Raw genomic sequence first — 18,651 nt, forward strand, 5'->3', positions numbered from 1 at the left:
CGCGGGGTGGAGCAGCCCGGTAGCTCGTCAGGCTCATAACCTGAAGGTCACAGGTTCAAATCCTGTCCCCGCAACCAGATTTAAGCCCGTTAGATCAAGGCCTTAGCCCTGCTCTAACGGGCTTTTTTCATGCCTTGCGAACCCTTCCGAAGCCTTTCCAATAAATTCAATGTAAAATCAATCAGTTATCCTCATTCCGCCCGCGATGGCTGTCAATCGGCATCGAAAATTGCCCCCCGGTCGGCGTTCAAAATTGACCCCCATTTTTCATATCGCGGATTTCATCGGGACGGGCGAGCAAATAATCATCAATCATTACGGTCACCTCGCGCCCGACTACCAAGACGAGGTGGCGACAGCGATCGGGCGCCATTGGCCGTTTCGGGGGTCTATTCGGTGGACGCTCGAGGCGATCAATTTCGAGTTCGAATTTATCCCTTTGATTTTATTGGTGGGCCGGGCAGGACTCGAACCTGCAACCAGACCGTTATGAGCGGCCGGCTCTAACCATTGAGCTACCGGCCCAGCCGCCGTTTCGGCCGGGGTCCTCGTTCCTATAGCGGATTCGCGCCGCGCCGCAACGCCAGATCGAAAATTGGGCTCCAGCCGATTTTGCCGCGACGAAATCCCTTGCGATGGGCTAAGTTGCTGCGCCCGGCCGGAGGATCGCCCCGGCGTCGCGGCAGGGCCCATGCATCGGAGCGGCGATGACCTATTGTTGTGGCATTCTCGTTCGCGGCGGCCTCGTCATGATCGCCGACACGCGCACCAACGCCGGGCTCGACAATATCTCCACCTTCCGCAAGCTCCATGTCTTCGAGCAGCCGGGCGAGCGCGTCATGACGCTCGCCACCGCCGGCAATCTCTCCGTCACCCAGGGCGCCGTCACTCTGCTCTCAGAAGGGCTCGAAAACCCCGAGACCCATGAGGTCGAGCGGCTCCTCGACGCGCCCGGAATGCTGCAGGCCGCGCAACTCGTCGGCCGCGCCGTGCGGCGCTCGCACGCCATCGCCGGGGAGGGGGCGGAGGACTCGGGCGTCAGCTTCGACGTGTCGCTGCTCTTCGGCGGGCAGATCGGCTCCGGTCCGCTGCGGCTCTTCATGATCTATACGGCCGGCAATTTCATCGAATGCACGCAGGACACGCCCTATCTGCAGATCGGCGAGCACAAATATGGCAAGCCGATCCTCGACCGCGCCGTGAGCTTCGACACGGATGTGCTCGACGCGCTCAAGATCGGGCTCATCTCCATGGATTCGACGATCCGCTCGAACCTCTCTGTCGGCCTGCCCGTCGATATCGCGCTGCTGCGTCGCGACGCTCTGCGCATGGACATCTCGACGCGCATCGACGACTCCGATCTCTATTTCCGCGATTTGCGCGAGAGCTGGTCGCGGGCGCTGCGGGCGGCGCATATCGCCATCCCCGCGCCGCCCTATGGCGGGACGCGATGACGCGCGGCGCGGACGGCGCGGCGTGGCTCGCGCCGGCCGACGAGGAGGCGATCGAGTGGGGCGCGCGCATCTTGCGTGACGGGGGGCTGGTCGCTTTTCCGACCGAGACCGTCTATGGGCTCGGCGCCGATGCGACCTCGGCGGAGGCGGTGGCGAAAATCTATTCCGCCAAGGGACGGCCGAGCTTCAATCCGCTCATCGCCCATGTCGCCGATCTCGACGCCGCGAAGCGCGAGGCGGAGCTGCCGCCGGCGGCGCTGCGGCTGGCGGAAGCCTTCTGGCCCGGCCCGCTGACGCTGGTGGCGCCGCGGGCGGCGGGCGGCTCGGTCTGCGAGCTCGCTCGCGCCGGGCTCGCGAGCGTCGCGCTGCGGGCGCCTTCCGCGCCGGTCGCGCGCGCGCTCATTCTCACCGCCGGGCGGCCGATCGCCGCCCCTTCCGCCAATCGCTCCGGCCATGTCAGTCCGGTGACTGCCGCCCATGTGCTGGAGGACCTCGGCGAGCGGATCGATCTCGTCATCGACGGCGGGCGCGCCGACAAGGGAGTCGAATCGACGATCGTCTCTTTTCTGGGGGAGCGGCCGCGGCTGCTGAGGCCGGGCGCGCTGGCGCGGGAGGCGCTCGAGGAGGCGCTGGGCGCGCCGCTCGCGGCGGGCGAGGGCGGCGAGGCGACGATTCTCGCGCCGGGGATGACCGCCTCCCATTATGCGCCGCGGGCTCGGCTGCGGTTGGAGGCGCTCGATCTGCGCGAGGGAGAGGCGGGGCTCGACTTCGGCGGCCGTCTCGGCGCGAGGCAAGGCGCGGGGCCGATCCTGGATTTGTCGCCGGCGGAGAATCTGCAAGAGGCGGCCGCCAATCTTTTCCTCTATCTGCGCGAATTGGATTCGCGCGGCGCGACCGCGATCGCGGTCGCGCCGATCCCGCCGCGCGGACTCGGCGAGGCGATCAATGATCGGCTGCGCCGCGCCGCGGCGCCGAAATAATCAGGCGGCGACGGCGCCGTCGGAGAGGCGGAAATCCGCCGTCGCCGGCTCGGGCAGGCGCCGCCAGGGCGTGCATTCATAGCCGCGCGCGGCCAGGCCGCCGTCGCGGGCTGAGGTCATTTCGACGACGAGCCGCGTCGTATGATTGAGGACGGGCGGCGTCGCCCAGGCGAATGGCTCCGTCGAAGCAATGGTCTGGCGCATCATGGCGCGGCGGGCCTCATTGTTCTCCGGTCCCATCCGACCGCGCCAGCCGGGGCGCGGCTCCTGCCAATCATTGGCGACCACGACAGCTCCGCGCAACACATTGGAGTCGCGTTCTGTTCTCTCGATCAACGCGATTTCGTGCGGTTTCGTTCCGGTGACGGTGAACAGCACCGGCCGCGCCAGCGGCTCGCGCGCGAGCAGCGCCACCGCCTCCTCGAAATTCGAGCAAGTCTCGAAAGCGAAACGCAAAAGATGGTCTGGCGGCCAGCCGTTCTCATCTCTCAGCGCATTGGCGAGATTGAGCGCGAAATCGTAAGGATAGGTCATGGCGCCGTCGATGCGGCGGCGCATCGGCGCCTGATTGATGACGGCCGAAAAGCGGCCCGGCGCCATCGCCGTCAGCACGCCGACCGCGCCGGGCCAGGTCACATTGTAGAAGCCGCTGGCGGGCCCGGCGGTCCAGGCGATCTCCACGCCGCGACCGAGGCCACGAAAGGGCCAGTCGAGCGAGCGGCGGATCGCCGGCGCTCCGCTCGCGTCGACGAAGGCCTGGGTGGTGCAGGCGAAGAGATAGGACATGTTCAGCGCCGCCGCGCCGTGGAAGCCCAGAATTTCGGCGATCCGCTCCAGATCCTCGAAATAGCGGGAGGCGGATTTCCGCAGCCAGGATCGCGCCAGCCGATCGACCGGCGCGAGGCAAACATGGCCCCATCGCGGCATCGGCGCGAGACAGGCGTCGCGTAGCGCCCGCGCCGCCGCGATACGCGCGGCGGCATGAGCGATCGGTCCGCCATCGCGCACATCCAGCAGGGGAATCTGCCGCATTCTGCGTATCCTCCGATGTCACTCAAACGATATATTTCTCACATGCGATTGTCATAATATAGGGCGTTGGATGGGTTTCGGGGCCGCGTTTCCGAGCAGGAGGCGGATGGCTCGTGGGGATCCCGCATCTATGGCGAGCGCGAGCTCGTCATCGCCGTTTGTCCCGAGCTCCGAACGCGACCAGCACGAAATGTCATGTCAGGAAGCGTCGACTAGGGTGACGGCGCGCCTTTCGGTTCGGGCAAGATCGGGATCGGTCCGCCGCCCGCAGAGCGGTTCGAGCTCATACTTTCCGCATGATTGTCACGGGATGAGCCGCGCGCTTTGTCTCGTTCACCCGATTGCCCTAGAGCGGCGGCCATGAGGTCCGCAACGGGAAAGCGCCGCGCGATTTTCGGCGCCGACTGGCTCGGATCGGCCGTCTGTGCTCTAAGTTTTGCCCCGCAGGCCGTTGGACCGAGCGTTTCGCTCGATCGCAGGCCGGGGCGGAGCCGCGGCCGGCCCCGGCATGACGATCGTCTTTTTCTAAAGGCAATCCCGAATGTCCCCTTCGAAAGTCGCCGAGGCGATGAAGGCGCTTCGCGCAAACGCCGAGCAACTGCGCGAAGCGCGCACGACCGAGCTATTCGCGGCCGATCCCGCCCGCTTCGAGCGATTTTCGGTCGAGCTCGACGATCTGCTCTTCGATTTCTCCAAGCACAGGATCGACGGCGAGACGCTGCGGCTCCTGGTCGAGCTCGCCCGCGCCGTCGATCTCGAGGGGGCGCGCGCCGCGCTCTTCTCCGGCGCGCCGGTCAATCTCACCGAGCGCCGCGCCGCCGCCCATTGGGCGCTGCGCGATCTCTCGGAGCGGCCGCTGATCGTCGGCGGCGAGAATGTGCGCGGCGCCGTAGAAGCGGAGCGGGAGAAGGTCTACGCCTTCGCGCGGGCGGTGCGCTCGGGGCAATTGCGCGGCGCGAGCGGGGAGACTTTCGCCGATATCGTCAACATCGGCATAGGCGGCTCCGATCTCGGCCCCGCAATGGCCGCGCGCGCGCTCTCGCCTTTCGCGAAAGGCCCGCGCGCGCATTTCGTCTCCAATGTCGACGGCGCCGATATGGCGGACACGCTCGCCGGGCTCGATCCCGCGCGCACTCTGTTCATCGTCTCCTCCAAGACCTTCACCACGCAGGAGACCATGGCCAATGCGGGGCTCGCGCGGCGCTTCGTCGTCGAGAGGCTGGGCGAGGCGGCTGTGGCCGCGCATTTCGCCGCCGTGTCCACGCGGCTCGACAAGGTCGCGGAATTCGGCGTCGATTCGTCGCGCGTCTTCGGCTTCTGGGACTGGGTCGGCGGACGCTATTCCATCTGGTCGGCGATCGGCCTCTCGCTCGTCATTGCGATCGGCCCGGAGAATTTCACCGATTTCCTGCGCGGCGGCTTCGATATGGACGAGCATTTCCGCAGCGCGCCGCTCGAGCGCAATATTCCGGCGCTGATGGGCCTGCTCGGCGCCTTCCACCGCAATGTCGAGGGCAGGGCGGCGCAGGCCGTCATTCCCTACGACCAGCGCCTCGCGCGGTTTCCCGCCTATCTGCAGCAGCTCGACATGGAGTCGAACGGCAAATCGGTGACGCACGGCGGCGGCGTCGCGGAATTTGCAACGGGGCCCATCGTCTTCGGCGAGCCGGGCACGAATGGGCAGCACGCTTTCTTCCAGCTGCTGCATCAGGGAACCGACGTCACGCCGATCGATTTCCTCATCGCCGCCGAGCCGATCGACGCCGATCCGCATCATCACGCGCTGCTATTCGCCAATTGCCTCGCGCAGAGCGAAGCTTTCATGCGCGGGCGCACGCTGGAGGAGGCGAAGGCGCAACTCGCCGCGGCGGGGCTCGACGCCGCGCGCGTCGAGGAGCTCGCGCCGCATAAGGTGTTCTCGGGCGACAGGCCGAGCAGCGTGCTGCTCTATTCGAAGCTCGATCCGCGCACGCTCGGGCGGCTCGTCGCTCTCTATGAGCACAAGGTCTTCGTGCAATCGGTGATCTGGGACATCAATCCCTTCGACCAATGGGGCGTGGAGCTCGGCAAGGAGCTGGCCAATCGCCTGGCGCCGATCGTCGAGAACGCGAACGCGCCGCTCGACGGGCTCGACGGCTCGACGGCGGGACTCATCCGCTGGCGGCGGGAGAGGGGCGGCGCGTAGAGCGAGGCTGAAGGCTCGTTTCAGCGATCTGCGAACAGGAACGGGCAGGCGCTCACGCATTTGCGCGCGCAGAGCGCCGCCCCGCCCGCGACGAAAAGTTGGGCGTCCGATGGCTCGGAAAATCCGACGTCGCGCAATGGAGGCTCTTCGCAGAGCGGCGACATGAGGGACTGAGCGATCGTCGATTCGCGGCTCGTCTCGACGATGCGGAGATCCGAGGTCGTCGCGACGGCGAGCGCGCCCTGCGGTTCGATCAGATGTGCGTCTTCTTCCCGCGAGGGCTCGAACATTCGCCGCTCGCGCGCTTTCACAAATCGTCCCGACGGACGCCGCACGAAAATGCGCGAGAGGTCGCGCGGGTCGTAGCGCGCCTCGAGACGCCTGCGTCCGGCCGCGAGATCGTCGGCGATGGCGCGCGACCAATAGAGGCGGCCGAGCAGATGCAGGCCGTCCTCGTCCAATAGGCCTTCGTCGTCGGGCAGCAGCGACATGCGGAAATTCACGCAGTCGAGCGGCATGCGCAGCAAGTCGGAGCGCATATGCTTGCGCCAGAGCGTGAACGGCGCGCGCCCGAGATCGCGATGCTTGCGGCAATGATAGACGCCGGCGATCTCGCCGCCGATCCAGCTCTCGAGCTCGCGCAGCGTGAGGCGTTGCACATGGGAGCCGACATAGAGGTCGCGCTCGCCGCGCTCCATCGGCTCCACATTGGCGATGAGCGGCGCGTGGCCGAGTCGATTGCCGACGAGCTCCTCTATATGCGCGCCGAAACCGGCGCCCGCGGGCTCGCTCCAGACGGTCTCGATCCCGGCCTCGCGGCAGGCGCGCACGAAGGCGCGGCGACCGAAGAAACTGTTGGAGTCGAGGTGGATCGCCTCCGGCAGCCCGGCGACCGGCCAGCTGAAATCCACGCCGCGCTGCTCGAGCCAGAGCGTCTTGTCGCAGACCGAATGGAGAAGGCACAGGCTCGCCGAAAGCCGCGTCGGAGGGGCGAGCGAGAGATGAAAGCCCGTCGCCATGCGCGTGAAAGCGTCGACGCCGAGGGTGATCCAGGGCCGGCCGATCTCCCGGCCGGTCGCTTCGTCGACAATCATCACGTCGACTTTGGCGTGATCGATCTGAATGGCCTCGAGCGGCCGCGTGGCCTCTGATCTCTTCCGCACCGTGCTCGTCGTTTTCTATTCGGTTTCGCTGCGTCGACGCGTCCGCGTCTGAATGTCGATATCGTGGACGCGCGCCTTGATCGTCCGCCAATTCGGCGCCGGCAGCCGCTCCTTCAGGCAGCGCTTGGCGATCTCGCGCACGAGCTGGCTGAACTTCGGCCGCGACGGCTGCAGATAGAAGGTCTCGATAACGTCGCGAATGAGCGTTTCTCTGGTCGAATCGAGCACGCGCGCGCCCTTGGGACGACCGACCGGGCGCGTCATCGGCGCAGTGACCGCGCCGCAGCTGCGGAAGGTCTTGATCATCCGATAGGCGGTGGCGCGGCTGACGCCGAGGTCGCTCGTCAATTTGCGAATCACCTCCTGAGACAGGCGTTCGCCTTCGCGCGTGAGAACCTCGCGAATGACTTCCTCGCGATGGCGGTTCTCGTCCGGGCGCCGGCTGCGTCTCTCGCGTCGATCGGCGAGCGACGTATCGGGCTTGCGATCGAGCGCCGGGGCCACGCGGGGATGGTCGGGGTCGAGAACATTTCCGCTCATTTCCAGGCGTTCCTCGTACAGACTGGGCCTCCGCGTCGCGCGCTTCTCGATCTTGCCGCCGCGCGTCGCCGCGAGGCACTTTTTCTCATGATTACAAAACCGAAGACAATGTTAGATTTTGCGCGGCCGGCGCGCTCGGGCGGAGCCGGGCGCCCTCGCGGGTCGGACCCATCCCTGCGCCTTCGCATGAGGCCCGCGTGAAAAACCCCAGGAAACCGCATGTTTCGAGGGTGTTTCACGGAATTGGAATAGTTCAAAATAGCAAGAACCACGCTCTTCTCTCGAATAGAGTCAGTCTTGCTACATAATGTCGCGGCGTAGAGCGGCGCCGACGCAGTGAAGCGCATGGCGGCGCATGGTCGTATTCAAAAAAGAGCGGAAGGGGGCGCGAGGCGCGATCCGAGCCCGGGCCGCTCGCGGGACCCGGGCTCGCGCGCGGCGGTGTGACAGCCGAGCGATCAGAGATTGAGCGCTCTGTTCACCGTGGGAATGAAGATCGCGAATACGAAGACCGTGACCAGAATCCACAGGACGACCCATTTGAGTTCGTGGGCTTTGTGCAGCATCTCGGGTTTCTCCTCCCTTATTTGAAATTGGTCGACGCCGCGCTTCGAGGCGGCGGGCGCTCTTTTCTTGATCCAAGACGAAGCGAGTCACAACAAGCATAAGCCGGCGTCACAATGTCGCAGTTATTATCAAAATAAACAATCTCACAATTTCATAATTAGTATCATTCAAAAATGCAGCATTGTACGCCTACAAAACCGGGCGTGTCTCATTTTTTATAATGACAAAATATCATAATAAATTACTGTATAAGTATTGAATACAGTATATGCATCATAATGTCGCAGATATATTCACTATGATCAATTGACAAGCGCAGAGCGCGACATGATAGGTTGCGACGCTGCAAAGAGCTTTATAGCTCTACTGCAAAGAGGCGCGGCGCGGAAATAAATCCCGCGATCGAACTCGACGCGCCGAACGTCGCGCACGGCGTCGACGCCCCGCGGCGATGCGTGGGCGGGCGAACCGCGCCACGGGGAGACGAGGCGTCATCCGGAATGGCGGGAAACCGTTTTTCGAATGGATGACTTCAAGAGGAGGAACTCGACTATGAGTCTGACGACAGAAAAAGCGTCCGGAACGGTCCGGGCGGCGGAGAGCGACACGATCGTCAATTACTGGCCCGCATATTGGACCATGATTTGTCTTTTCGTGTTCTACGTGGCGATCCGCATCTATGAGCAGTATTTCGGCTGGAAGGCCGGCCTCGATTCTTTCGCGCCGGAGTTCCAGACCTACTGGCTGAACCTGATGTGGACCGAGCTGCCGCTCGAATTCATCGCCTTCTGCGGCATCGGCGGCTATCTCTGGAAGACCCGCGACCGCAACATCGACAATGTCGCGCCGCGCGAGGAGATGCGCCGTCTGCTGACGCTCGTCGGCTGGCTGGCGATTTACGCCTTCACCGTCTATTGGGGCGCCTCCTACTTCACCGAGCAGGACGGCACCTGGCATCAGACGGTCATTCGCGACACCGACTTCACGCCGAGCCATATTCTGGAGTTCTACCTCAGCTATCCGATCTACATCATCGCCGGCTGGGGCGCCTTCATGTATGCGCGCACGCGGATTCCGCAGTTCGCGAAGAAGATCTCGCTGCCCTTCCTGCTGTTCTTTGCGGGTCCCTTCATGATCTTCCCGAACATCGGCCTGAACGAGTGGGGTCACACCTTCTGGTTCATGGAGGAGCTGTTCACCGCGCCGCTGCACTGGGGCTTCGTGTTCTTCGGCTGGTTCGCGCTCGCCGTGTTCGGCACCGCCTGCCAGGTGCTCGACCGCGTGATCGAGCTCTCGAAGGACTACGAGAAGGACGCGCTCTCTCTGTGATCCATCGCGCGCGAGCGCATCCTCTTCCTCCCGGAGCGATCGCGCGTCTCGCGCGGTCGCGACGGAGGAGGGGCAAGCTTAAAAAAACATCCGGCGCGTCAGCGCCGGGGAGGCGACAATCTCAAGGAGCAAGAACAAAATGTCCATTTCCACCGAGGCCGGCGCGCCCGCCGGCAAGACATGGAAATCGAAGGAGGAGTTTCTCGGCTGCGTCATGCTGACCGACTGGATTCTCCTCGTCGTCCTATTCGCCGTGGTGCTCGGATCCTTCCATATCCACTACATGCTGCTCGCCGGCGACTGGGACTTCTGGATCGACTTCAAGGACCGCCGCATGTGGCCGACCGTGGCGCCCATCGTCGCCATGTGCTTCGCCGCCGCGGTGCAATCCTTCCTGTGGCAGAAGTTCCGCCTGCCGATCGGCGCGACGGTCGCGTGCCTCGCGCTGCTCGTCGGCGAGTGGATCAACCGCTACGACAATTTCTGGGGCTGGACCTTCTTCCCGATCAATCTGGTCTTCCCCTCGGCGCTCATCCCCATGGGCTTCTGGCTCGATGTGGTGCTGATGCTGTCGGGAAGCTGGCTGGTGACGGCGCTCGTCGGCTCGATGGGCTGGGGCCTTCTGTTCTATCCGATCAACTGGCCGGTGCTCGCGCAGTATCACCAGGCCGCCGAGATCGATGGCGTGCTGCTGACGCTCGCCGACCTGATCGGCTTCAACTACGTCCGCACGGGCACGCCGGAATATATCCGCATGGTCGAGCGCGGCACGCTGCGCACTTTCGGCAAGGACGTCGTTCCGGTCGCGGCCTTCTTCTCCGCTTTCATCTCCATGCTGATCTACTTCCTGTGGTGGAAGATCGGCGCCTGGTTCACGACGACCAAATATATCGAGGCCGAGGACATCTGATCCCGCGAATTGGCGAGCGCGAGGCGGAATTCGCGCAAGATGCGGCCCGCTTCGCGAAAGACCTCCGATCCACGATGACATCCAAGAGGCTTCGCCGTCTTTAAAGGCGAGGCCGAGAAAACAAGGAAAAGGGAGACCTATCGAAATGATGAACAAGCTCCTCGCGACATTGGCGGGATGCGTGAGGCCGCGGGCGCTGCGCGCTCTGGCCTTCGGCCTCGCCGCGGCGATCGCCGCCACCACGCTGCCGGCGGCGACGCCCGCCTCGGCGCATGGCGAGCGCTCGCAGCAGGCCTTTCTGCGCATGCGCACGCTGAACTGGTACGACGTGAAATGGTCGAAGACCGAGGTCAACGTCAACGAAGAGATGGTGCTTTCGGGCAAGGTGCATGTGTTCTCGGGCTGGCCGCAGGCCGTCGCCAAGCCGGAGGTCGCCTTCCTGAACGTCGGCGAGCCGGGCCCGGTGCTCATCCGCAAGGGCGCTTTCGTCGGCGACGTGCCGGCGCCGCGCTCCTTCTCGCTGCAGGTCGGCAAGGACTATGAGTACAAGCTCGTGCTCAAAGCCCGCCGGCAAGGGCGCTTCCACGTCCATGTGCAGATCAACGTCGAAGGCGGCGGCCCGATCGTCGGCCCCGGCGAATGGATCACCATCAAGGGCGACATGGCGAACTTCACCAATCCGGTGACGCTGCTCGACGGCTCGACGATCGATCTCGAGACCTATGGCATCACCTGGACCTACATCTATCACTTCGCATGGATGGCGGCCGCGGCGGTCTGGATCCTCTACTGGTTCATGACCAAGGGCCTCATCGTGCGCTATTGGTGGGTGAAGGCCGGCAAGGCCAATGAGCTCATCACCACGCATGAGAAGAGAATCGGCGGCCTGTGGCTCGCGGCCAGCTTGCTGGCGGTGCTGTTCGGCTACGCCTGGGCGAACAACGCCTTCCCGCGCACTCTGCCGATGCAGGCGGGCCTGCTGAAGGGCATCGATCCGATCGCTCTGCCTCCGGCGACGGTGACGGCGCAGTTCAAGGGCGGCTCCTACACGGTGCCCGGCCGCGAGCTGTCGATCAAGCTGCGGGTGACCAACAGCGGAACCGAGCCGGTGAAGGTCGGCGAGTTCACCACCGCGGGCCTGCGCTTCCTCAATCCGGCAGTGTTCACCACGCGGCCGCAGTTCCCCGAATATCTGCTCGCCGACCGCGGCCTCTCGGTCAGCGACGAGACGCCGATCGCGCCCGGCGAGACGCGCGATCTGACGGTCATCGTTCAGGACGCCCGCTTCGACATCGAGCGCCTGTCCGACCTCGCCTATGACACCGACAGCCAGTTCGGCGGCCTGCTGTTCTTCTTCAGCCCCTCCGGCAATCGCCAGGGCGTCGAGATCGGCGGCCCGGTGATCCCGAGGTTCGCGGCCGGAGCCACGCTCTAAAGCCGACCCCGAGCTTCACGCGGTTCTCTTCACTCTTCTCCGCGTGTTGGTGTGAAACTTTCCCCCGCTCGGTTCGTCCGGGCGGGGTTTTTGTGTCGGCGGGGCGGGAGCGCGCCCCCATCCTGTCGCAGTGGGCACATTGCTTGCGTGCCGATTGCGCGTCTGCGGATCCCTCTGCGGGTCCCTCGTCTGACGAAAAACGAAGTTCGATGAAATCGCCGTATAAGCCGGCATCATCGAGCATTTTGCAGGGTTACGATGCATAAACACGAACAAGCCGGGGATGTCCGGGCCGTTCCGGCGCAAATATTGGACCGCGGCTTTCGGCTTCTGGTGCTCCGGGAGTTTCGTGAAACAGATCAGCCTCCGTCCTTGGCTTTGATTCGACAAAATATTTTGCGCGATGTGCATCGAATCCAGCGCCATGGCATATCTTTCGGCTGCGCTTTTCTGCCCGATATCATGCAATGGCTGAGCGAATTCTTGGGCCGTCCGTCCCTTCATCCGCCCGATTATCCGGCGAGTCCCGCCTATCGCAATCCAGCCTGGCCGTCGTTTCAATGGCGTCACGAAAACCGGCTTTGGGACGCCGACATTCGGACGGTCGAGTGGCATGTCGATGTGATCTTTGCCGATCAGGCGTCTTTCGAGGCGTTTTTGGCGCGCTGGCGAGACCGTTTGATCGAGGCCGACACGCCGAGCGAGGCCAAAGAGCGATCATCGACCGCGCTCTGACGAGCGCCCTCGGCTTGGAAACCGTATAACGCAGGCCGCTAGGAAATAAGTCAGCCCGCACGGCCGCGCCCCGGCGCCTCGCGGCGGCGGGGAGGGAAGGGCGGTTCGGGACGCTCCGGCCCCTTTAGGCCGGTGCGCGAAGAAATATCCGGGTCCGGAGCGTCCCGAAACGCGGTTGTCGTTCTCGTCGACATCCCGAGGCGTCGTCAGGTCCGCGCATCCTGGGGTTTCCCATTCAAGACGCGATCGAATCCTCATGGCCTGGGATCACGAACGGTTCTTGTTTCTCCCTATGGACGGGAGAAGAACGCCGTCCGGCGACGCGCTGCCTGTCCAGGGACGGGGGTCGCCATCCCGGATGGAGCCGCCCCCCGCCCGCGCTCCCTGACCCGAGAAACGCGCCCTTCATGGGCGGAGGTGGGAGGGATATAGGAATATTTTCATGGCGTGTCAAGGCTCATTGTCGAGGCGGTCGGGATTTCGGCTTATGACCCGAAGGAGACCCGTCCCGCCCGCGGGCCGACGTCAGCTACTCGCCAGGAAGCCGACATTCCCCACCGCCAAGAAGCGCGCGATCCGGTCTTCGAGGGAGTGGAACTCATTGCGAGGATCGGCGGCACGTGGCTACGTCTGGAGCGCAGCATCGTCTGGAGATCCGCGACCGTGATGCGCCCTCCGCGCCTGTCGATGAACACCGTGCATGTCGGACTCCGCCTGTGTTCGCCGTTCTTGCGGACCCACGCAAACGGCCCTGCACCACGCGTCTACTGTTCGGGGTGGGGTCGAGCGTCGCCTGGACCGCAGGATCCCTTTCGCGTTCCCGAGGATGGAAAGCCGCACCGGCGCGCATATATCTGCCTCGCCCGCTCCATGGGCGCGAGGGAGGAAGGGGTCGGTTCCGACGGGGACGATCATGCCGACTTCCGATTCGACCAGCACCCTGCGCAATCATGACAAAAGCACGGTCCGCTATCTCGGCATCGAGGTCGACGACGCTCTCAGCATTTCAGAACAGGTCGACCTTTGAACGGAACAAGCGTCGTAGCCTGGCGCGAACTTGTTCGGCCACGACCCGCGCCCCTATGAAATCGAGCCTGTTTACGCCGAAAACTGACCTCTGTTGCTGGCGGCTTATAAGCAGCGCGTCGTTTGGCGCATCCGTGCCGGGGAGCGAGGGCCGCGCGACAATAGCAAATTACGAGTTTGGCGGGTACAGCGCGGCTCATCGGGCGTCGGGCCCGTCCAGGCCGAACCATTTGTCTCGCGCCGCCTCCAGATGCGGGGCGGGATCATAGAGCTCGGCCTCGAGCCGCAGGCGTTCGGCGGAGAGCCGGCCGACAGCCGCGAGGGCTGTGTAGGACGAAACGACGCGGTCGCGTTGCGCGCTGACGAGATCGACGCGCGCGTTGAGCAGCGACTGTTGGGCGTTGAGCACGTCGAGCGTCGTTCGCTGACCGTATTGCGCCTCGTCGCGCACGCCTTTCAAAGCCGTCGCGGCCGCGCGCACGGCGACGCGGCCGGTCGTAATCGACGTCAGGGCCGTTCGGAGCTGGGCGAAGCTCGAGATCACATTGGCGCGCGCCGTGTCGCGCTGCACGTCCGCGGCGAAGCGGGCCTCGCGCAATTGCGCCTTGGCCTGGCGGATCGACGCGTATTCGACGCCGCCCTGATAGATCGGAACATTCAGCGTTCCGCTCGCCTGCGCCGTGAACTGCCGCGTGCCCGGTATGCCGAAGAAGGATTCATACTGCTGGTTGACTTGCACATTGCCGGAAAGGGTCGGCAGCAAGGCTCCCTCTCCGACCTTGACCGCATATTCGGCTGCGGCGATCTGATGCGTGGCCGACTCGACGCTAGGGTGCTCGGCGAGGGCGATGCGGATCGCCTCGTCCATCGAGTCGGGCAGCAGATCTTCTGCGGCCGGCGCCGGCTCGAGACGTCGAGGCTCCTCGCCGATGACCTGACGAAAATTCGCCGCGCTGCTCTCGAGCGCCGTCCGCGCCGCGTCGAACTCCATATGCGCATGGGCGAGGGCCGCCTCGGCCTGCGCGACATCGGTCGGGCTCTGATCGCCGAGCGCCTCGCGCTCTCGCGTCGCGCGCAACTGCTCTTTCAGCACGGCGATATTGTTCTTGCGCAGCGACAAGACGGCGGTGTCGCGCAGCACATTCATATAGGCCGTCACGCCGTTCAGCAGCGTCTCCTGCTCGGCTCGGCGCGTCGTCGCCCGCGCCGCATGAACGCCGGCCTCGGCCTGCCGAACGGAATTCTGCGTGCGCCAGCCGTCGAACAGCGGCTGCGAGAGGCCGAAGGAGGCGGCGCGCGGCTCGCCTGTCGACTGATCCGTGCTGTAGAGCCGTTGATCGAGCGTATTGCGCCCCGCCGGCTGCCGAAGCCGATTGAACTGCACGCCGCCATTGACCGAAGCGTTTATCTTGGGCCGCATGCCCCCGGCCGCCTTGGCGACATCCTCGTCGCGCTCCTCGACATTGGCGCGCTGCTGCGCGAGAGCCGGATTGCCGGCATAGGCTTTCGCCAGCGCCGAATGCAACGTTTCCGCATGGCCGCGCGCCGGGCCCATGCACGAGACCGCCACGAGAAGCGCCGCAGCCGGTCGCCGCAAATGAAGCGCGCGCCGCCGCGGGAATGGAACGAAGCTTCGACCGATCATCACGCGACGCTTTCGAGTTTTGCGATTCCCTCACCTCTCCCGCAGCGCGCGCGAGGCGGTTTCGACGAGAGGCGAGAACAAATATTCGAGTATGCGTCGCTTCCCGGTGCGGATTTCGACCGACACGGCCATTCCCGGAGAGAGCGGAACATCCGCGCCGTCTATATTCATGACGCGTCGCTCGGGCGCGACCGACACGGGAAAGACGAGATTCTGCACACGCTGCGCGCCGCCGAAATAGGCCGATTTCTGCGATTTCGCCGGATTGCCCTCGGCCGTCTGCGCGTCCGGCTCGGGGATGGCGTCGCGCGCGACGCGAAGGACATGGCCGTCGAGCGCGCCGTAGCGCGTGAAAGGAAAGGATTCGATCTTGATCACCGCCGACTGTCCCGGCCGAATGAAGCCGATATCCTTGTTCTCCGCATAGCACTCGATCTCGAGCCCGGCCTCGTCCGGCACGATGCGCATGAGCTCCTCGCTCGGCGAGACGACCTGATTTTTCGACGTGACCGACAGCCCGATCACGGCTCCCGCGATCGGGCTCACGAGCGTCATATGGCCGGTTTTCGCATGAGTCTTGGCCGACTTCTGCTCGAGATCGTCGATCTGCCGTCCGGCCTCGACGAATTTTTGCGCATTATCGGCGATGAAGCTCTCGAAAGCCTTTTCGCGCTCCTTCGTCAACACGCCGATATGAGCGCGCGCCTCCGCGAGCTGGCCCTTCTGCGTCGCGAGCGACGTCTCCTGGCTCTGCTGCGCCTCCTGCGCGTCGAGCAGGCTCGCGGGCGCGATCGCCTTGCGCGCGACCAGCGCCGTGCGCATTTCGACGCGCTTGCGCAAGGTGGCGATCAATATCTCCTGCGCGGCGATCGTATCGCCGAGACGCTTCTCCTCCGCGCGCTTCTCCATGATCTGCGCGTCGAAGCTCTGCGCTGAGGCGCGCAATTGTGAGAGATCGCCGGCGAACGCGCGCTGCTCACGCCAACGCGTCTCGGGCGGAATCTCCTCGGGCCAGTCGAGCTCTGGAATATCGGAGAGATCGCGTCGCTCCGCCGCCACCATCGCGGAGCGACGGCGCAGCCATTCGGCGCGAAAGGCGACGAGCGCCGCCCGCGACGAGGCTTCATCCGCCAACGCCTCGGTCGGATCGAGCTCGACCAATATGTCGCCCGCGGCGACATGCTGTCCGTTCTCGACATGCACCGCTACGACCTTGCCGATCTCGAGCGGCTGCACGGTCTTGACTCGGCCTGATGGCTGGATCTTGCCTTGCGCAGTCGCCAATATGTCGATCTCGCCGAAATAGCTCCATCCGATCGAGAACGCCGCCAGAAGGCAGATGCTCCAGATGAGGCCGATGTGGATCGGCGAGGGCGGCGTCTCCAAGATCGCGAGCGCCGCGGGCAGGAACTCCCGATCGGCGCGCGACATGCGTCGTCGCGCGAGTTCCCTTTGCTTTTCGACGAGCCGCAGCAGGATCGACATCAGACGCGCTCCAGATCGTTTTGCAGCGCCCAGAGCCGGGCGTAGAGCCCGCCCCGCCGCAAGAGCTCGTCATGCGCGCCGACCTCCACGATGCGGCCCTCCTCCAAGCCGATGATCCGATCGCAGGGCCGCACCGCCTGCAAACGATGCGCGATGATGATCACCGTGCGGCCTTTGACGATCTCGAACATATTCTGTTGGATGATGCGCTCGCTCTCATAGTCGAGCGCGCTGGTCGCTTCGTCGAGGATCAATATCGCTGGATTCATGGCGAGCGCCCGCGCGATGGCGAGGCGCTGACGCTGTCCGCCGGAGAGATTGGCGCCGCGCTCCTCGATCAGCGTGTCATAGCCGCTCGGCAGCTTGCCGATGAATTCGTCAGCGCCGGCGAGCCGCGCGACGGCGATCACTCGCGCGCGCGGCATGGATGGATCGGAGAGCGCGATATTGTCGTGGATGGAGCGATTGAACAGCAGGTTCTCCTGCAAGACGATGCCGATCTGCGTGCGCAGCCAAGCCGGGCTCACTTGCGAAAGATCGACGCCGTCGACGAGCGCCTGCCCTTCCTCGGGAGCATAGAAACGTTGCATGAGCTTGGTCAGCGTCGATTTGCCCGAGCCGGACCGCCCGACGATCCCGATGACCTCCCCTGGTCGGATCGACAACGAGACATTCTTCAAAGCCTCCGGCGCGCCGGGGCGATAACGAAAGGTCACGTTGCGAAACTCGATCGCTCCTCTCGCCTTCGGCAGATTGCCGTGAGCCATGTTCAATGGCTCGGTGGGCGCGTTCAGAATATCGCCGAGGCGCTCCATCGAGATCTGCACCTGCTGAAAATCCTGCCAGATCTGCGAGAGGCGTAGGATCGGCTGGGCGATTTGCGCCGAGATCATATTGAAGGCGACGAGCTCGCCGACCGACAGCTCGCCGTCTATGACCGCCTTGGCGCCGAACAGCAGCAGCGCGGCGTTGGTCAGCTTGGTCACATATTGGATCGCGCTCTGCCCGCCCGTTCCGACGAGACCGGAGTCGAAGGAGCAGGACACATAGGAGGCGAGCTTCTCCTCCCATTGCATCTGGATCGTCGGCTCGACGGCCGCGGCCTTGATCGTCTGCACGCCGACGATCGCTTCGACGAGCAATTGCTGGCTCTCCGCGCCGCGATTGAACTTTTCATTGATCAATTCGCGCAGCGCGGGCCGCACCAATGCGGCGATGAGCAGATAGAGCGGAATGGAAAGGAGAACGATGAGCGTCAGCTTCCAGGAATAAGCGAAGAGGACGATGATGAAGACGATTGTGAAGAAAATATCGAGCGCGGAGAAGAGGCCTTGTCCGGTGAGAAAAGAGCGGATCGTCTCGAGCTCGCGCACGCGGGCGACGGTCTGTCCGGCCGAGCGCGTCTCGAAATAGCTCATCGGCAGATGGAACAAATGGAAGAAAAGCCGGCGTCCTAGCTCGACGTCGATACGATTCGTCGTATGCGAAAGCGCATAGCTACGCAAATATTGCAGCACGACATCGAAGAGGCCGATGACGGCGAGGCCGCCGACGAGAATGAAGAGCGTGTCATAGCCCTTGTGGCTGAGCACCTTGTCGATGACGACCTGGAAGAAGAGCGGGGTTACGAGCGCGAAGATCTGCACGAAGAAGGAGGCGAAAATCACATGCGCGAGAGGACGTCTGTAGCGCCAGATCGACGGCAGGAACCATTTGAGGCCGAATGTTTGCGGATCGACCCCGGCGCCCCCGAGCTTGCGCGTGACGAGAATCGCTTCGCCGCCGCAGTCCTCATTGAGCCGATCGAGCGAAAGCTCCCGGGCGATCCGCGTGACCGGATCGACCAGCCGATAATTTCCCGTCGGCAGCCGGCCGCCGAAGACATGAAACGCGCCGGTCCGCAGACGCAGAATAGAAGGCGCCGGAAGCGTCTCGATCCGCGTCTTGTCGAGCATGGGCGCGATCCGCGCCTTCAGCCCCACGAGCTGGGCGGCGCGCAGAATGTCCTGTGACGTCGCCGGACCGTCGCGCAGGGCGAGCTCACGCCGCAGCTGCGCCGGATCGGCGGCGATTCGATAATAGGCGGCGACCCCGCACAGCGCGCGCAGGCCCGTATCGACGATATCGGCCGCGCCGGTTTCCGTTCTGATATTCATGATACGAGC

Annotated in this window: 13 protein-coding genes and 2 tRNA genes; 8 read left to right on the plus strand and 7 right to left on the minus strand. The window is 64.4% G+C overall.

What is annotated here, in order from left to right; all coding sequences use genetic code 11:
• Window positions 1–77, plus strand: a tRNA-Met gene (locus Mspo_RS17070).
• A 372-nt stretch (window positions 78–449) separates the two neighbouring features.
• Here Mspo_RS17070 and Mspo_RS17075 read toward each other — a convergent pair.
• A tRNA-Ile gene (locus Mspo_RS17075) sits at window positions 450–525 on the minus strand.
• A 182-nt stretch (window positions 526–707) separates the two neighbouring features.
• Between Mspo_RS17075 and Mspo_RS17080 the strand changes: the two genes are divergently transcribed.
• Both Mspo_RS17080 and Mspo_RS17085 read left to right on the plus strand, forming a co-directional pair.
• A complete protein-coding gene (locus tag Mspo_RS17080; RefSeq protein ID WP_159731853.1) occupies window positions 708–1,454 on the plus strand; it encodes a peptidase in 747 nt (248 codons plus the stop codon).
• On the plus strand, window positions 1,451–2,434 hold the full coding sequence (locus Mspo_RS17085; RefSeq protein WP_159731855.1) for an L-threonylcarbamoyladenylate synthase: 984 nt from the start codon (window positions 1,451–1,453) through the stop codon (window positions 2,432–2,434). Before Mspo_RS17080 ends, Mspo_RS17085 begins: the two co-directional genes overlap by 4 nt.
• On the opposite strand, the gene Mspo_RS17090 is transcribed toward Mspo_RS17085, so the two are convergent.
• Window positions 2,435–3,466, minus strand: a complete 1,032-nt coding sequence (locus Mspo_RS17090) for a hypothetical protein (protein WP_159731857.1) — start codon at window positions 3,464–3,466, stop codon at window positions 2,435–2,437. It abuts the gene before it with no gap.
• A 541-nt stretch (window positions 3,467–4,007) separates the two neighbouring features.
• On the opposite strand from Mspo_RS17090, the gene pgi reads away from it, so the two are divergent.
• Window positions 4,008–5,651 (plus strand): glucose-6-phosphate isomerase, encoded by a 1,644-nt coding sequence (gene pgi / locus Mspo_RS17095; RefSeq protein ID WP_159731859.1) that lies wholly within the window; start codon window positions 4,008–4,010, stop codon window positions 5,649–5,651.
• Window positions 5,652–5,671: 20 nt separating this feature from the next.
• On the opposite strand, the gene Mspo_RS17100 is transcribed toward pgi, so the two are convergent.
• Window positions 5,672–6,814 carry a Mu transposase C-terminal domain-containing protein gene (locus Mspo_RS17100; RefSeq protein WP_159731861.1) on the minus strand — a complete coding sequence of 381 codons (1,143 nt, stop codon included), beginning with the start codon at window positions 6,812–6,814 and terminating at the stop codon, window positions 5,672–5,674.
• A 15-nt stretch (window positions 6,815–6,829) separates the two neighbouring features.
• Window positions 6,830–7,354, minus strand: a complete 525-nt coding sequence (locus tag Mspo_RS17105; RefSeq protein WP_159731863.1) for a transposase — start codon at window positions 7,352–7,354, stop codon at window positions 6,830–6,832.
• Window positions 7,355–8,473: 1,119 nt separating this feature from the next.
• Between Mspo_RS17105 and amoC the strand changes: the two genes are divergently transcribed.
• The 4 genes from amoC to Mspo_RS17125 all read left to right on the plus strand — a co-directional run bounded on the left by amoC (window position 8,474) and on the right by Mspo_RS17125 (window position 12,330).
• Complete coding sequence (gene amoC / locus Mspo_RS17110; RefSeq protein ID WP_159731865.1) at window positions 8,474–9,250, plus strand: bacterial ammonia monooxygenase, subunit AmoC; 777 nt, start codon at window positions 8,474–8,476, stop codon at window positions 9,248–9,250.
• Between the two features lie 139 nt (window positions 9,251–9,389).
• Entirely contained in the window at window positions 9,390–10,160 is a 771-nt protein-coding gene (gene amoA / locus Mspo_RS17115; protein ID WP_201281735.1) for a bacterial ammonia monooxygenase, subunit AmoA, read from the plus strand.
• Window positions 10,161–10,308: 148 nt separating this feature from the next.
• The gene (gene amoB / locus Mspo_RS17120) at window positions 10,309–11,595 is read left to right on the plus strand and encodes a bacterial ammonia monooxygenase, subunit AmoB (RefSeq protein WP_201281736.1); all 1,287 of its coding nucleotides are present in this window, start codon (window positions 10,309–10,311) and stop codon (window positions 11,593–11,595) included.
• 372 nt (window positions 11,596–11,967) lie between these two features.
• The gene (locus Mspo_RS17125) at window positions 11,968–12,330 is read left to right on the plus strand and encodes a hypothetical protein (protein WP_244613518.1); all 363 of its coding nucleotides are present in this window, start codon (window positions 11,968–11,970) and stop codon (window positions 12,328–12,330) included.
• Between the two features lie 1,222 nt (window positions 12,331–13,552).
• Here Mspo_RS17125 and Mspo_RS17130 read toward each other — a convergent pair.
• The 3 genes from Mspo_RS17130 to Mspo_RS17140 form a co-directional block, all read right to left on the minus strand.
• On the minus strand, window positions 13,553–14,926 hold the full coding sequence (locus tag Mspo_RS17130; RefSeq protein WP_244613519.1) for a TolC family outer membrane protein: 1,374 nt from the start codon (window positions 14,924–14,926) through the stop codon (window positions 13,553–13,555).
• Between the two features lie 105 nt (window positions 14,927–15,031).
• On the minus strand, window positions 15,032–16,486 hold the full coding sequence (locus Mspo_RS17135) for an HlyD family type I secretion periplasmic adaptor subunit (RefSeq protein ID WP_159731871.1): 1,455 nt from the start codon (window positions 16,484–16,486) through the stop codon (window positions 15,032–15,034).
• Window positions 16,486–18,642: a type I secretion system permease/ATPase gene (locus tag Mspo_RS17140; protein ID WP_159731873.1), complete on the minus strand. Its 2,157-nt coding sequence runs from the start codon at window positions 18,640–18,642 to the stop codon at window positions 16,486–16,488. The genes Mspo_RS17135 and Mspo_RS17140 overlap by 1 nt, the downstream gene beginning before the upstream one ends.
• Window positions 18,643–18,651 lie beyond the last annotated feature (9 nt).

It is taken from the genome of Methylosinus sp. Ce-a6, from assembly GCF_009811655.1.
Classification (GTDB): Bacteria; Pseudomonadota; Alphaproteobacteria; order Rhizobiales; family Beijerinckiaceae; genus Methylosinus.

Bases quoted from the DNA above. Each gene is read 5' to 3' on its own strand.
- Mspo_RS17080 (WP_159731853.1), top strand. From the start codon at position 708: ATGACCTATTGTTGTGGCATTCTCGTTCGCGGCGGCCTCGTCATGATC.
- amoA (WP_201281735.1), top strand. From the start codon at position 9,390: ATGTCCATTTCCACCGAGGCCGGCGCGCCCGCCGGCAAGACATGGAAA.
- Mspo_RS17090 (WP_159731857.1), bottom strand. From the start codon at position 3,466: ATGCGGCAGATTCCCCTGCTGGATGTGCGCGATGGCGGACCGATCGCT.
- Mspo_RS17085 (WP_159731855.1), top strand. From the start codon at position 1,451: ATGACGCGCGGCGCGGACGGCGCGGCGTGGCTCGCGCCGGCCGACGAG.
- amoC (WP_159731865.1), top strand. From the start codon at position 8,474: ATGAGTCTGACGACAGAAAAAGCGTCCGGAACGGTCCGGGCGGCGGAG.
- Mspo_RS17140 (WP_159731873.1), bottom strand. From the start codon at position 18,642: ATGAATATCAGAACGGAAACCGGCGCGGCCGATATCGTCGATACGGGC.
- Mspo_RS17135 (WP_159731871.1), bottom strand. From the start codon at position 16,486: ATGTCGATCCTGCTGCGGCTCGTCGAAAAGCAAAGGGAACTCGCGCGA.
- pgi (WP_159731859.1), top strand. From the start codon at position 4,008: ATGTCCCCTTCGAAAGTCGCCGAGGCGATGAAGGCGCTTCGCGCAAAC.
- Mspo_RS17105 (WP_159731863.1), bottom strand. From the start codon at position 7,354: ATGAGCGGAAATGTTCTCGACCCCGACCATCCCCGCGTGGCCCCGGCG.
- amoB (WP_201281736.1), top strand. From the start codon at position 10,309: ATGAACAAGCTCCTCGCGACATTGGCGGGATGCGTGAGGCCGCGGGCG.